This window comes from Paraburkholderia sp. SIMBA_053, assembly GCF_046534895.1.
Lineage (GTDB): Bacteria > Pseudomonadota > Gammaproteobacteria > Burkholderiales > Burkholderiaceae > Paraburkholderia > Paraburkholderia caledonica.
The window spans coordinates 226218-241516 of record NZ_JAWRXU010000002.1 but is presented as its reverse complement, the minus strand read 5'-3'; the positions used below and the strand labels follow the sequence as shown (position 1 = coordinate 241516).

At 63.3% G+C, this 15299-nt stretch carries 9 protein-coding genes; 4 read left to right on the top strand and 5 right to left on the bottom strand.

The window, feature by feature from the left end:
* Positions 1-436 precede the first annotated feature (436 nt).
* Positions 437-901, top strand: a complete 465-nt coding sequence (locus SB753_RS07635; protein ID WP_204520527.1) for a rhodanese-like domain-containing protein — start codon at positions 437-439, stop codon at positions 899-901.
* A 130-nt stretch (positions 902-1031) separates the two neighbouring features.
* Here the strand turns inward: SB753_RS07635 and SB753_RS07630 are convergent, their stop codons facing one another.
* From SB753_RS07630 to SB753_RS07615, 4 genes are all read right to left on the bottom strand, one after another.
* Complete coding sequence (locus tag SB753_RS07630) at positions 1032-1862, bottom strand: competence/damage-inducible protein A (RefSeq protein ID WP_310355740.1); 831 nt, start codon at positions 1860-1862, stop codon at positions 1032-1034.
* A gap of 30 nt (positions 1863-1892) precedes the next feature.
* Entirely contained in the window at positions 1893-2726 is an 834-nt protein-coding gene (locus tag SB753_RS07625; protein WP_020065474.1) for an EI24 domain-containing protein, read from the bottom strand.
* Between the two features lie 149 nt (positions 2727-2875).
* Positions 2876-3871, bottom strand: a complete 996-nt coding sequence (locus tag SB753_RS07620) for a sterol desaturase family protein (RefSeq protein ID WP_410799833.1) — start codon at positions 3869-3871, stop codon at positions 2876-2878.
* Between the two features lie 63 nt (positions 3872-3934).
* Positions 3935-4954: a beta-propeller fold lactonase family protein gene (locus SB753_RS07615; protein WP_020065472.1), complete on the bottom strand. Its 1020-nt coding sequence runs from the start codon at positions 4952-4954 to the stop codon at positions 3935-3937.
* A gap of 577 nt (positions 4955-5531) precedes the next feature.
* Here SB753_RS07615 and SB753_RS07610 point away from each other — a divergent pair.
* A complete protein-coding gene (locus SB753_RS07610) occupies positions 5532-8402 on the top strand; it encodes a YadA-like family protein (protein WP_410799831.1) in 2871 nt (956 codons plus the stop codon).
* A gap of 267 nt (positions 8403-8669) precedes the next feature.
* On the opposite strand, the gene hrpA is transcribed toward SB753_RS07610, so the two are convergent.
* Positions 8670-13130, bottom strand: a complete 4461-nt coding sequence (hrpA, locus tag SB753_RS07605; RefSeq protein WP_410799829.1) for an ATP-dependent RNA helicase HrpA — start codon at positions 13128-13130, stop codon at positions 8670-8672.
* A gap of 23 nt (positions 13131-13153) precedes the next feature.
* Between hrpA and argA the strand changes: the two genes are divergently transcribed.
* Both argA and SB753_RS07595 read left to right on the top strand, forming a co-directional pair.
* A complete protein-coding gene (gene argA, locus SB753_RS07600; RefSeq protein WP_020065469.1) occupies positions 13154-14542 on the top strand; it encodes an amino-acid N-acetyltransferase in 1389 nt (462 codons plus the stop codon).
* Positions 14543-14655: 113 nt separating this feature from the next.
* Positions 14656-14931 (top strand): oxidative damage protection protein, encoded by a 276-nt coding sequence (locus SB753_RS07595; RefSeq protein ID WP_027775455.1) that lies wholly within the window; start codon positions 14656-14658, stop codon positions 14929-14931.
* Positions 14932-15299: the final 368 nt, after the last annotated feature.

Here is a 15299-nt window from a genome sequence, read left to right as displayed (position 1 = left end):
CCTATCTCCTGATTAACGAATTCGGCGGATTTCAGCCGCCGCCCAATCTAGCTGACCCGTCCCGGCACGTCCACCCCTCAATGATGAAGAGTAAAAGTCGAAATTAGCCGCGGCAGATCGATCGGGACGGTTAAAGCAGCAACTGTGCCATGTATGCGCCAACAAGGCGCGAACGCACGTGCTGCGCGCGTTTCCGGGGAATTCGCGCACCGCCTGACGTGCGCCCTTCAGTTCGCGTCTCAGCGTCAAGCACCGCATTGGGGCAATTTTCGTTGAGCGCTATCCGTGTCAGTTTATTTTGGTGCATTGGCGGAAATTTGCACCAAACATGGGCGATTAAATCCGCCGGATGGCGTGGTGTTCGACGCAGCATCTGGACCCCGCGCCACGTCTGGAGGCCGCGATAGAATGGTCTTTTGGTCAAGGAGACTGACTCATGAGCACACTAGAACAGCTGTATTCACAAGCGGACAAACGTCGCACCGAAAACCAGTTGCCGTACGCTGGCGCGCTCTCGCCTGCCGAGGCGTTCGAACTGCTGCAGCTCGATCCGCGCACGCGTCTCGTGGATGTGCGCACGCGCGCGGAACTCGACTGGGTCGGCCGGCCGGTGATCGGCGACGGGCAGTATGCGCACGTCGAATGGACGCGCTATCCGGGCGCGGTGCCGAATCAGGAGTTCCTGCATCAGTTGAGCGACGTTGCGTCGCCGGATACGCCGGTGCTTTTTCTGTGCCGCAGCGCCGCGCGTTCGAAGCTCGCTGCCGTCGCGGCCGCGCAAGCTGGCTTTACGAAGGCTTATGACCTGCTGGAAGGCTTCGAAGGCGACAAGGACGGCCAGGGGCACCGCAAGACCGTCTCGGGCTGGTGTTTTCGCGGGTTGCCGTGGATCGGCGCTTGAGAGGGATTGCGTGAGGGCGATTGCGTGAGGGCGATTGCGTGAGGGCGATTGCGTGAGGGCGATTACGTACCGCCCAATGCGAATCCGCGCGGCAAGCGCGGTCGCAAATTTCGTAGCGCGCAGGCGAAGCTCAGGCGCGGGGCTTCGCCGCTGCCGCCTCGTGCTCGACGATGTCACCGCCCAGCAGGTGCACGCCTTCTCGCAGCTTCACGAACGCCGCTGCAACCGCCTCCGGCTCGCCCTTCACGCCCAGGTCGATGTGATGACGCGCATACACACCCCCGCGCTCGGCGTCGCCGACACTCGGCAGACTGAACACGCGCACGCCAGGAAAATCGTGTTCGATCTTCTCCATTAGCGGCGTGACGCGCGACTCGGGTAGTTCGAACACCAGCAAGGACTTTTCCGCGTGCGGCATGGCGTGATGCAGATGCGCGTAGTGGGTGTCCAGCACCCATTCGATCATTGGCCAGGCCATGACTGGGAAGCCCGGCACGAAATAGTGCTCGCGAATCGAGAAGCCCGGAATCTTGTTGTAGCCGTTCGGAATAATCTCCGCGCCCTGCGGATACGTGCCCATATTCAGACGATGCAGATTCTCGGGCGAATTCAGGTCCAGCGGCGTCGCTGCCGTGGCCGGATACATGTCGCGAATGCGCTCCTGAATCAGCTTCTGCGCTTGCGGATGCAATTCCAGCGGCACGCCGAGCGCAGCCGCCGCGCATTGACGCGTATGGTCGTCCGGTGTCGCGCCGATGCCGCCCGTCGAAAACACGATATCGCCGGAGTCGAAAGTGCGCCGCAGCGTCGCGGTAATGCGGTGCGGGTCGTCGCCGATATATTCCGCCCAGCCGAGCGACAAGCCACGCGCGCCCAGCAGTTCGATGACTTTCGGCAAATGCTTGTCGACGCGCCTGCCCGACAGAATTTCATCGCCGATGATGATGACGCCAAATGCCATTGCCGCCTCTTTGGTTATGTCGTTTGTTGATCAATAAGGAACCGGCGCAGTCTGCCGCACGCCCCCTGCCTCGTCCGCGCGCATGCGTTGCAGTGCCCGCAAACAGTAGTAGCCGAACCACAGCGCCGAAAACACGAGGATGAATGCATAAATCCAGATGGTCACCGCGGTGATAACCGGAAATAACACGATCAGCCACACCGACGATGCCCACAACAGCGTCGGCAACGAACCCAGCAAACCGCTCGCGACGCCGATCAACAGCAGCGGCAAGCGGAAACGCCGAACCAGCGCACGCCGTTCGTCGCGGGTCGCGTGCAGAGCGAGCGCGTCGTAGGTCATCACGCGATAGGTCAGCCAGCCCCACAGCAGCGGCGGAATCAATGCGAAAAAGGGCGGCACCAGCCACAGCGGCAGCGTGACGATCAGCAGCACGAGACATACCAGCGTCGTCCACAGCGCCTGGCCGACGCTGCCGTACCACGTTCCGCCGCGACGCATTTCGAGGCCTGGGAACTGGCGAGTCGACAGGAAGCGGATCACGGCCGGCATCGACAGCGTGGCGATCAGCAGCAATACCGTGACGACGATCAGCGGGATCGTCATGGCAATCACGAGGAACGGCGCGATGGCCGCGTGCAGTCCGGAAAAGCCAAGCGAGTCGAACAGATGGTAGAGCGTGACGGTGAACGACCAGCTTTCGAGCCAGCCGCGCGTCGCGCCGATCAGCGTCTGCCACGAGAACCACAGGATCACGCCCCACCCGACTGTTGCCGCGAGGAACGGCAGGAAGGTCAGCCAGAGCATGCGCGGGTGGAGCGCGCTTGCGAGCGCGCGCCCGAACGAGCGCAACAGATCATTCATGCGAGCCAGTGCCGGTGAATGCAACGATGAAATGGAGGAAGCGGCGCGCCGTCACAGAATGCGGACCTTGAGCGCGAACGTGGACAGCATAAACCACGTGACGCGCCGCCGGGGAAACCGGCGGCGGGCGGAGAAACGAACCGTCAGGCTCAGACTGCGGTCGCACCGCCCTGATTGCGCCGCCGTGCCGACAGACGCCGGCCGATGCGCGCGAAGGCGAGCCAGTGCTGCGCCCAGAAACCTTCGCCGTAGACGCGGCCCTGAAGCTGGTCGCTGATACCGGTCGGCTCCATCTCGCGGCTCCACGACACGCTCCGGAACAGCATGTCCCACCACGGAAACAGCACGCCGAAATTGCAGCCGTATTTCAGACCTTCGTGACCGTAGCCAATCGCATGATGGCGCCGATGGAACGTCGGGCTGACCAGCAGACGCTCTCCGAGCCAGCCGAAGTACAGGCGAATGTTGGCGTGCTGGACGCTTTGCGCGAGATTCGTGATGGCGACCAGCACGACGAATTGTGACGGCGGCACGCCGATCACGAGCGCGATCACTGCGAAGAACGACGCCTGTAGCAGGTCGTCGAGCAGATGATTGCGGTCGTCGGCCCACAGCGACATTTGCTGCTGGCTGTGATGCACCGCATGCAACTCCCACCAGACGCCGACGCGGTGCTGCCAGCGGTGATACCAGTAACCCGCGAAATCGAGCACCAGAAGGTACATGACAAAAGTGACGAGCGGCTGCGTAGTCACGCCGGGCCACAGATTGTCGAACTCGATATTCGAGATGTCATGCAGGCGCAACCACGCCTGCACATGGTCGAAAAACGGCTGCAGCGCAAAAAAGGAGAACAGGTTGAGAATGCCCAGCTTGGCGATCCACGTGTAGATCACGTCGACGCGCACCGCTTTGCGGTTCTCCCACTGCTCGACCGGACGCAGCGCTTCCAGCGGCCGCAAAATCGCGTACATGGCCAGCACTTCGAGGACGCCCACGATTACCCAGTACAGGCTGTCGTAGGTGTCCTCGTCGTAGTCCATCAGATTGAAGTGGAACAGCAGCGGCTGCACCACGTCGACATACAGCAACGTCTGCAACGCGGAGACGAAGCTGTCGAGAGAAGACGAAATCAGATGGAACATGGCGCTGGTCGGGTTACTTCGATCGGTGCGGCTCGCTCAAAAGCGGCTTGGATAGCTGCATTATCACGCGCCATTCGGCGCCGTGACCGGCGCACGATTAAAGAAATAGATGCCATGCGGCGAACGGCCTACCGCAATGGTCTGAATCAGCTTGCGCGTGTTCAGGTCGATGACGCCGACGTGCTTCGCGAAGCGGAACGTTACCCACAGATACCGTTTGTCGGCGGAAAGTTCCATGTCGTCCGGACCCGGCAGCAAACCGGTGATGTCGCCGACATTGGTGAGCGAATCTTCGTCGATGATGCTGATCGTGCTTGCCACCCGGTTGGACACCGCGACGTGCTTGCCGTCGGCGAGCGAGCGGAAGTTGTGCGCGCCGTTGCCCGTGTGAATGGTCTTCACGATCTTCTGCGTGTGCCAGTCGACCACGGCCACGTAGTCGGCGCCGGTCATGCCGACGAGCAGATACTTTTCGCCCGGCGTCATCCAGAGCCCGGCGGGGACCTTGCCGACCTTCATTTTCCACTTGACGGTTTGCGTAGCCAGATCGATCGCGGCGAGTTCGCCGGAGACCTGCAGCGTGACAAACACCGTTTTACTGTCGTTCGTGAACGCCATGTGGCTCGGCATGACCGCGAGCGGCAGACGCGACGCGAGCGTCATCTGGTTCTTCTGGCCGTCGTAGTGATAGATATCGAGGCGGTCGAGGCGCAAACCGGTAGTAACCAGCCACTTGCGATCAGGCGAAAAGCCGATCTGGTACGGGTCTTCAATGTTTTCGACCCAGCGCTGCACCTGCCCCGACTTTGGGTCGACGAACATCAGGTTGTTCGAGACCGAGTTCGCCACGATCAGCGACGAGTTGTCCGGCGTCGCCATCAGATGATGCGGTTCCTTGCCGGTCGGTACAGTGCCGACTACCTGGCGAGTCGTCTCGTCGATAAGGCTCAGCGTGGCTTCGGCGGAATTCAGCACGATCACGTTGTTGGCATGGGCCGCCGGAGAAAAAACGCCTGCGGCGGCTACGAGAGCCATGCCCGCGGCGAACGTGGCTGTCACGCCAGAAAGAAAAAATTTACGCATGAAAACTCACTTCGGAGAACGACCGTCATTGTAGAACGTTTGCCCGGGCCTGCGGTTGACGCAGATCGGGGTGTCGCTCACGGAAAATGAGGGGCCGGATGGGACGCTTGCGGAAAGCTTGAAATCTGCCTCCGGGTGCGTCGGCGGTGCAAGAAACGTCAGTCTCATTTGGGCGCGGACGCGGTAAGACAATCTCCGCTCCGCATTATTAAAACTCGGAATAATCACGACTACTCTCTATTCCGCCTCGCTTTACAACCAAATTAAGCGATCGATTTACGACCGCTGGATTTGTTTCGCATATTTTCGGATTTCGCTTATTTCCGCCGTTCGCAGCGCGCTCCGACAATCTCGCGTGCTCATCGTCCAACCCTCAATCCCGTGGACGTTTCGAGTGTGACGCAGATAATCCGGGCGTGGGCAACCACACGAAAGCAACAGCCAGATAATGGCAGCAGGCAGGCTCGCGTTAATAGCCGATATTTTCCGCACGCAACCTGATTAATGGGCGATGACGCCCTCTCCGATTATTTCGTCCACTCCGGCCACGACACAACTGCGCGGAGTTTCAAGACAAGTGAACAAAATCCATCAATCAATCTGGTGCGAAGCGACGGCAACCTGGGTAGCGACGCCGGAAACGTCAACGGCGAAGACCAAGCGCGGCTCTACGCGCACGAAGCTTGTCGTACTGGCGGTTGTCGCGGCGGCTGCGGCATTGGGCGAGGCGAACGCGATGGCGGCAGGCGTCAATTCCACGGCCGCGGGGCCTTTCGCAGCCGCCGCCGGAGATAACTCCGTGGCGCTCGGATTGAACGCGACGGCATCGGGTACGAGTTCCATTGCGGAAGGTGCGGGCGCCGCCGCGGCGGCAGACAACTCGATTGCAGTGGGCTCAGGGGCAACAGCCTCCGGGTTAAATTCGATCGCACAAGGCGCGGGTTCGAGTGCTTCAGCCGACGGTTCGACAGCGTTGGGCATGAGTGCGCGTGCAGAGGGTTTCCGGTCGATTGCAGCAGGAAACGGCGCCGTGGCGTCGGGCGCCGATTCGGTCGCAACGGGGACCGCAGCCGTTGCCGCTGGTGATCACGCGGTTGCCACGGGAGTGCTGGCAAGTGCAAACGGCATCGACTCGATCGCGGCCGGGTCAGGAGCGCTCGCAGACAAGGATGGCAGCGCCGCCTTAGGCAGCGGCGCAGCCGCAACCGCAACGCAGTCGACCGCCCTTGGCTACGGCGCGAAGTCCAGCGCGATCGGCAGTGTCGCGCTGGGCTATGCGGCCACGGCGTCGGGCAACAACGCCTTCGCCGGTGGTCCGTCGGCTACTGCCTCAGGCGGGAACTCCACGGCGCTCGGCTACGCGGCCCTGGTTACAGGCTTGAACTCGGTCGCGATCGGTTACGGTGCCGCAGCCTCCACTGACAACAGCGTGGCGCTCGGCGCTCAATCCGCAACGGGCGCGGACCTCAGCAAACCCGCGTATGTACCCGCTGGCGCCGATCCCACGACAATTGCGGCTACGGTCGCAAAGGGCGAAGTATCGATCGGCTCTCAAGACAACGAGCGCCGCCTGACGCATGTCGCGGCCGGAGCGGACGCAACCGACGCCGTCAACGTCAGTCAGTTGCAGGCCGCTACCGCAAGCGCGTCGCGCTACTTCAAGGCAAACGGCAACGGCCTGAACGATGGCACGGACGACGCATCGGCGACCGGGGCCAATGCGGTCGCCATCGGCAGTTCGGCACTTGCCGCAGGCGATGCAAGCTCGGCCGTCGGCACGAGTTCGCACGCACAGGGCGGCTACAGTACCGCCGTCGGGGGTTTTGCCAGCGCGTCAGGCGAGGGCTCGACTGCCCTCGGCTATGAGGCAACCGCTGTCGCGGCCAACTCGGTCGCGCTCGGGTATCAGGCTAGCGCTGTCGCGGCCAATTCGGTCGCCCTGGGCTATCAGGCAAGCGCTGTCGCCGCCAACTCGGTCGCGCTCGGTCAAGGTTCAATCGCTGATCGCACAGGAACGGTCTCGGTCGGCTCAGCCGGCAACGAACGCCAGATCACCAACGTCGCTGCCGGCACCCAGGCAACCGACGCCGTCAACCTGAGCCAGTTACAAACGGTGAGTGCGAACGCGGCGCGCTATTTCAAGGCAAACGGCCTGAACGACGGCACCGACGACGCATCGGCGACCGGGGGCAACGCGGTTGCCATCGGCAGCTCGGCACTTGCCGCCGGCGACGCAAGCTTGGCCGCCGGCACCAGTTCCCAGGCGCAGGGTGGCTACAGCACCGCCGTTGGAGGCTTTGCTAGTGCGTCAGGCGACGGCTCGACTGCCCTCGGTTATCAGGCAGGCGCGGCGGGGCTCAACTCCCTTGCCGTCGGCTATCAGGCAAACGCGGCGGCTTCCAACTCCGTCGCGCTCGGCTATCAGGCAAGCGCCGTCGCCGCGAACTCCGTTGCGCTCGGCCAGGGTTCCATCGCCGATCGCGCCGGAACGGTCTCGGTCGGCTCGGCCGGTAACCAGCGGCAGGTCACGAACGTCGCAGCCGGCACGGCCGATACCGACGCCGTCAACGTCGCACAGTTGAAAACCGTCAGCGACCAAGGCGCTGCCAACGCCGCGAAGCTCGACGGTGCAGTGATGTACGACCAGGACGCCAATGGCAACGTCGACAAAAACAGCGTCACGCTGGGTGGCAATGCTGCCAGCGGCGGCACCACGATCCATAACGTCGCCGCAGGCGTCGACGCTTCCGATGCCGTCAACGTCGGTCAACTGAACGCTGCGATCACCGGCGCCGTCAACAACGCCGTGGTCAACGCAGCGAATCCGTTCTTCAGCGGCGAAGGTAATCGCGACACCGAAGGTGCCGTGTCGTCGGGCGTACACTCGGTCGCGGGCGGCGCGAACGCGCAGGCCACCGGCGTGAACGCCACCGCAATCGGCGCGAATTCCATCGCAGGCGGCAACAACGCGACTGCGCTCGGCGCGGCCGCCAATGCTAGCGGCGCGAATTCCGTCGCCTTGGGCCAAGGCTCGATCGCGGATCGCGCGAATACGGTGTCCGTCGGCGCCGCAGGTCAGGAGCGCCAGATCGCCAATGTCGCAGCCGGCGTGCAAGGCACGGACGCAGTCAACGTCAATCAGTTGCAGCAGAGCGCGAACGGCGCGGTGGGCGAGGCGCGCAGCTACACCGACGACCAGATCCGCTCAGCTCGACGCGACTCGTACGGCGGCACTGCATCTGCTCTAGCCATGGTCGGTCTGCCGCAAGCTGTGCTGCCCGGTCACGGCATGGTCGCGATGGCCGGCGGCACCTATGGCGGCCAGTCAGCGCTTGCCATCGGCGTGTCGCAGTTGTCGGAGACGGGCAAGTGGGTCTACAAGCTGCAAGGCAGTACGGACTCGCGCGGCCAGATCGGCGCATCGATCGGTGCGGGTATGCACTGGTAAGTAAGTGCTGCCGGGCTGGCGCGCTGGCGTCCGGTCCGGCAGCGCGCCGTGCATCGCGGCGCTAAATATGGAGTCAGCAGGTCGGCGCAGGTCCGGCGCCGGATTGCGCCTGTTCGCGCGTGACACCCGTGCTCCATAAGAAACGGGTGTCACGCGCCTTTTTTGTTCAGCGCGGTTGAAGGCGAGGAAAGCGCAGGAAGCGCCCGGCATGCGCAGCGGCCCCCAAACGCCCGAGCCACCGCCACGCACTACGCCCCTCCCAACGACTCACCGCTGCATCGAATCCCACACCTTGTAAAGCCGCTTGACCGACACAGGCATCGGCGTGCGCAACTCCTGGGCGAACAGCGAAACGCGCAGCTCTTCGAGCAGCCAGCGGAACTCGGACAGACGTGCATCGCGCACGCCGCCGCGCTGCGCGACCGCTCGCTGATAGTTCTGCAGCAGTGGCTGGAATTCCGCGAACTGCCGTGCGTCGCGCGCGGGATCGGCCTTCAATTTGTCGATCCGCAACGCGATACCCTTCAGATAACGCGGAAAATGCGTGAGCTGCGAGTACGGGGTGTCCACCACGAATCGCTTGCCGATCAGAGCGTCGAGCTGATTTTGCATGTCCGCGTGCGCAGCCGTGAACGACTTCGCCTGCACCAGCTTCTTCAGTACCGACGCATATTCGCCGAGAATCTGCCCAACCAGCCGCGCAATCTCCTGCGCCAGCAACGTCAGCCGGCTACGCCCTTCATCGCGGCGTGTGTGGAAACTGACGTCGTCGTCGGGCAGCGGGTCTTGCAGGCAGGCGCGATCGAGCGCGGTGTCGATCAGCTGATCGCGTAACTCCTCCTGTGTACCGCGCGTCATGAACTGCATCGCCATTTCGCGCAAGCCCGGCAGATTTTTCTCCAGATACTTGATCGGCTCCTTCAGCTGCAAAGCGAATAGCCGACGCAGGCCCGCCCGATGAATACGCGCGGCCTCATCCGGCGAATCGAACACCTCGACGTCGCAATGCGTGCCGCGATCCACGAGAGCCGGGTAACCGAATAACGTCTGCCCGCCGCGACGGATCTCGAGCAACTCCGGCAGCTTTCCGAAATTCCACGTGGTGAGGTTTTCGTACAGCGCCGTGCCGCCCGCACTACCCGCACTACCCGCACTACCTGCGCTACCCGCGCCACCCTGCGACGGCGTCTGCGGCGCTGACGCAGCCGCGCCCTTCCCTCGCTGTGCCTGACCACTGGAGGCAGGCGCCGTCCGCGGCGCTCCACCAACTCCTGCTCCGTCCGTCCGCGAACCGGCCGCATCCGCCAACGCCGCGCCTGCCGCGCTCGATGCGATCTTCTGGAAGTGCTGCTGGGCCTGACCGCCCAGTTCCGCCCGTAGCTGCGACAGATTGCGCCCCATCGCGAGCTGCCGCCCGTGTTCGTCCACGACCTTGAAGTTCATGAACAGATGCGGCGGCAACGTCTCAAGCTTGAAGTCGGACTGTTTCAGCATCAGTTGCTTCTGCTCGCGAATATCGGCGATCAACGCTTCGAGCAAACCGCCAGCACCAAAACGCGGCGGCCCATGCCGGTCGACGAAACCGGCCGCATATTCCGGCAGCGGCACGCAGTGACGCCGAAGCTTCTGCGGCAGCGACTTGAGCAGCAGTTGCGTCTTCTCCTTCAGCATGCCGGGCACGAGCCATTCGCAGCGCCGCGCGTCGACCTGATTGAGTGCATAGAGCGGCACGGCGAGCGTGACGCCGTCGCGCGGAGAACCCGGCTCGAAGTGATAGGTGAGCGCCATTTCGACGCCCGCCATCGTCATCCGTTTCGGGAACAGATCGGTCGTCACGCCGGCAGCTTCGTGTCGCATCAGGTCGTCGCGCGACAGATACAGCAGGCGCAGCTTGTCCTCGGGCTGACCGCTTTTCTTCAGTTCATCGCGATACCAGCGCTCGAACGACGCGCCGGTGTAAATCCCCTTCGGCAGCGCCTGGTCGTAGAACGCGAAAATCAGTTCGTCGTCGACGAGCACATCCTGACGGCGCGACTTGTGTTCCAGTTGCTCGATGTCGGCAAGCAGCTTGCGGTTGTGCGCGAAAAATCCGAGCTTGGTGTCGAACTCACCTTCGACGAGCGCGCCGCGGATGAACAGTTCGCGCGCTCGCGCAGGGTCCTGTTTGCCGAAGCTCACGCGCCGCCGGTGATAGATCGGCAGCCCGTACAGAACCGCGCGCTCGAAGGCCGACACCTGCGCCGCGCGCTTCTCCCAATGCGGTTCTGACAGCGACTTCTTCAGCAAATGCGAGCCGATTTTTTCGATCCATTCAGGCTCGATCTTCGCAATGCAGCGCGCGTACAAACGGCTCGTCTCGACGAGTTCCGCGGCCATGACCCACTTGCCCGCTTTCTTGACGAGCGCGGAGCCCGGCCATAGATAGAACTTGATGCCGCGTGCACCCAGGTAGTACGGCTCGTCGTCGGCTTTCAGTCCGATGTTGCCCAGGAGACCGGTCAGCAGCGCGAGATGGATCTGCTCGAAAGTCGCTTCAGCTTCGTTCAGACGCCAGCCGTGTTCACGCACCACCGTCAGCAGTTGCGAATGCACGTCGCGCCACTCGCGCAGACGCAATTGCGACAGAAAATTCTTCCGGCATTCCTCGTGCAACTGCTTGTTCGATTTCTTGTGCGCGATCGCTTCTTCGAACCAGTTCCAGATTTTCAGCCACTGCAGGAATTCCGAGCGTTCGTCGGCAAACCGGCGATGCGCCTGGTCGGCCTGTTCCTGCGCCTCGATCGGCCGGTCGCGCGGATCTTGCACCGACAACGCGCTCGCGATGATCAACACTTCCTTCAGCGATTGCTGATCGCGCGCGGCGAGAATCATCCGGCCGACGCGCGGATCGAGCGGCAAACGCGCGAGTTCGCGGCCGAGCGGCGTCAGCTGATTGTCGTCGTCGACGGCGCCGAGTTCGTTCAGCAGCTGATAGCCGTCGGCGATCGCACGGCCCGGCGGCGGCTCGATGAACGGGAACGTCTCGATCGCCGTCAGATGCAGCGACTTCATGCGCAGAATTACCGACGCGAGCGACGACCGCAGAATCTCCGGATCGGTGAAGCGCACGCGGCTCTGGTAATCGCTCTCGTCATACAGGCGAATGCAGATGCCGTCGGCCACCCGCCCGCAGCGCCCTGCCCGCTGATTCGCGGCGGCCTGCGAGATCGGCTCGACCTGCAACTGCTCGACCTTGTTGCGATACGAATAGCGCTTCACGCGCGCGAGTCCCGTATCGACCACGTAGCGAATGCCCGGCACCGTGAGCGACGTCTCCGCCACGTTCGTCGCGAGGACGATGCGCCGTGCGTTGGAGGTGCGGAACACGCGCTCCTGATCGGCGGCGGAGAGGCGCGCGAACAGCGGCAGGATTTCCGTGTGCGGCGGATGATGCTTGCGCAGCGCCTCGGCGGCGTCGCGGATTTCACGCTCGCCAGGCAAAAACACCAGCACGTCGCCGGGGCCTTCGCGGCACAGTTCGTCGACGGCGTCGACGATCGCTTCCATCAGATCGCGGTCGCGCTCCTTGCCGGTCTCTCGCGGAGTTTTCGCACGTTCACGCGACGCCGGACCGCCCGATGTGCCTGACGTACCCTGCGCCGCTTTCACGGCGGGGCTGTCCTCTTCGATCGGACGGTAGCGCACCTCGACCGGGTAAAGCCGCCCGCTCACTTCGATTACTGGCGCGGGCTTTTCCTCGCTGCCGAAGTGGCGCGCGAACCGGTCGGCGTCGATCGTCGCCGACGTCACGATCAGCTTCAGATCGGGGCGCCTGGCCAGAATTTCCTTCAGGTAGCCGAGCAGAAAGTCGATGTTCAGACTGCGCTCGTGCGCCTCGTCGATGATCAGCGTGTCATACGCTTTGAGCAGCGGATCAGTCTGTGTTTCGGCGAGGAGAATACCGTCCGTCATCAGCTTGACGGATGCACCCGGCGACAGATTGTCCGTGAAGCGCACTTTGTAGCCGACCACTTCGCCGAACGGCGTGCCAAGCTCCTCGGCGATGCGCCGGCCCGTCGCCGAAGCGGCAATGCGGCGCGGCTGTGTGTGGCCGATCAAGCCCGAGCCGCCCGCGCCGAGGCCGCGCCCTAACGCGAGGCAGATTTTCGGCAACTGCGTGGTCTTGCCCGAGCCGGTTTCGCCCGACACGATTACCACCTGGTTTTCCGCGATCGCCTTGGCGATTTCGTCGCGGCGGGCCGAGACCGGCAGCGCTTCGGGGAAAGTGATCGGCGGAACCGGATTCGGCTGCACCACGCGCGCCTCACGTGGGGCGCGCGGTTCACGGGGCGGTTGCTGGCGCGATGGCTTTCCAGCCTCCGGCTGCCCGCGCTGGTCGCGCTGGTCGCGCTGGTCACTCTGAGCGCTCTGCCCGCGTTGTTCGCCGCGTTGTTCGCCGCGTTGTTTGCGTTGTTCGCCCCGTTCACGCGATTCAGGTGCGCTACGCGTCTCGCCCGACGGCTCAGCGCGCTCGACATCCTTCGCTGTGCGAGACGGATTCTTCTGGTTGGAAGACGCCTGCGCGCGTTCGCCGGCACGATGCGGCTCGCGCGCCTTGCGAGGCGCGTCCGGGTTGCTTCGGTTCGCGTCCTTTTCGGGGCGGCGCTGCGCGTCGCCGGAGTTCGCCTGATCGGCGGCCGGCGCCGCATTCTCATTCGCCGCGGCGGGACTTTTGGGTACATTCGACATGGGGGCGCATTATAATCCCCGGCATGAATTCCCAAACCGACCTCGTCCCCGCGCCCGCGAGCGTTCCGGCCCCCGCCGGAGCAACGGAAAACCTCGCACAGCACGCGCAATTCGTCGACTGGATGCGCTCAGTCGCCCCTTATATCCACGCGTTCCGGAATAAGACGTTTGTTGTCGGTTTCGGCGGCGAAGTGGTGCATCAGGGGCTCCTGAATGCGCTCGTGTCCGACATCGCGCTGCTGCAGGCCATGGGCATCCAGATCGTTCTCGTGCACGGCTCCCGGCCGCAGGTCGAAGAACAGATGAGTCTGCACGGCGTCGAGTCGGAGTTTTCGCACGGCATGCGCATTACCGACGCCCGCGCGCTCGAGTCCGCGAAAGAAGCCGCGGGCGAAGTGCGTCTGGATATCGAGGCCGCCATCAGCCAGGGCTTGCCGAACACCCCCATGGCGCACGCGCACATCAGCGTCGTCTCGGGCAACTTCGTGACGGCGCGCCCGGTCGGCATTCTGGACGGCGTCGACTTCGCGCACACAGGCGTGGTGCGCAAGATCGACGCGGATTCGATCCGCCATTCGCTCGCAAGCCGCAAGCTGGTGCTGTTGTCGCCGCTCGGCTTTTCGCCCACCGGCGAGGCGTTCAACCTCGCAATGGAAGACGTCGCCTCGGCTGCCGCCATCGCCTTGCGCGCCGACAAGATCGTGTTCCTGACCGAAACGCCCGGCCTCATGCAGGCCGGCGAAGACGGCACCGAACTGATCCGCGAACTGTCGCTCGACGACGCGTACAAGCTGCACGAAAGCGGCGAAGTCACCGGCGACGCGGGCTTCTATCTGAAGCATTCGATCCGCGCATGCCGCGGCGGCGTTGCGCGGGCGCACATCATCCCTTACGCGCTCGACGGCAGTCTGCTGCTCGAACTGTTCCTGCACGACGGCGTGGGCACGATGATCTCGTACGAGAATCTGGAAAGTCTGCGCGAAGCCACGCCGGACGACGTCGGCGGCATTCTCGCGCTGATCGAGCCGCTCGAATCGGACGGCACACTGGTGCGGCGCGGCCGCCATCAGATCGAGCGCGACATCGACCATTTCTCGGTGATCGAGCACGATGGCGTGCTGTTCGGCTGCGCGGCGTTGTATCCGTACACGCAGGAGCGCATCGGCGAAATGGCTTGCCTGACAGTCGCGCCCGAAGCGCAGGGCACCGGCGACGGCGAGCGCCTGCTCAAACGCATCGAGCAACGCGCGCGGGCCCGCGGGCTCACGCGCATTTTCGTGCTTACCACGCGCACCGAGCACTGGTTCCTCAAGCGCGGCTTCGTCAAGGTCACGGTCGACGACCTGCCCGAAGACCGCCGCCGACTGTACAACTGGCAGCGCAAATCGCTCGTGCTGATGAAACAGCTCTGAGCGGCCCCATATAAAGCGACCGCCCGTCCTCGTATCGATTACGGTAATTATTTTTTATGGGACTGGAGTGAGTGCCGAAGCATTCACTCCGGTCGACACAGGAGAAGCACAGCATGACTCGTATGGTTCAATGCGCGAAGCTCGGCAAGGAAGCCGAAGGCCTCGATTTCCCGCCGCTGCCGGGCGAACTCGGCAAGCGGATCTACGAAAGCATTTCCAAGGAAGCGTGGCAAGCCTGGTTGAAGCAGCAAACCATGCTGATCAACGAAAACCGTCTGAACATGGCCGACCCGCGCGCGCGACAGTATCTGATGAAGCAGACCGAAAAGTTCTTCTTCGGCGAAGGCGCAGATACGGCGCAAGGTTATGTGCCGCCGCCAGCTGAGTGAGCGCAATTCGAGTGCTCCGCACTCGCAGCAGTAGCGACGAAATCCGCGCCAGGTGCGCGGATTTTTTTCGCCCCTCGCCTGCCGCACAAACTCTCCAAACGGTACATTCGGTGCTCTTCCAGATGTCTTTTCAAGACTGTCTCGATCGCCGGAATCTCCCGCCCCGCAAGGGATCGAGCGCCTTCGGCAAACCGCGGGTGCGAAACCGGGTTTGCACGATCCTCTGTCATCGTGCTAACATGTGCGTCGTTCCAACAGCAATTCACCTACATTCGCGTTCTCTGACCTTGCGACCCGCCATGTGCCTGCACTGCGTGAGTCCATCGCGATGGAACAGTTTTTATACAAGAAGGCTTGTCGGTCGTATC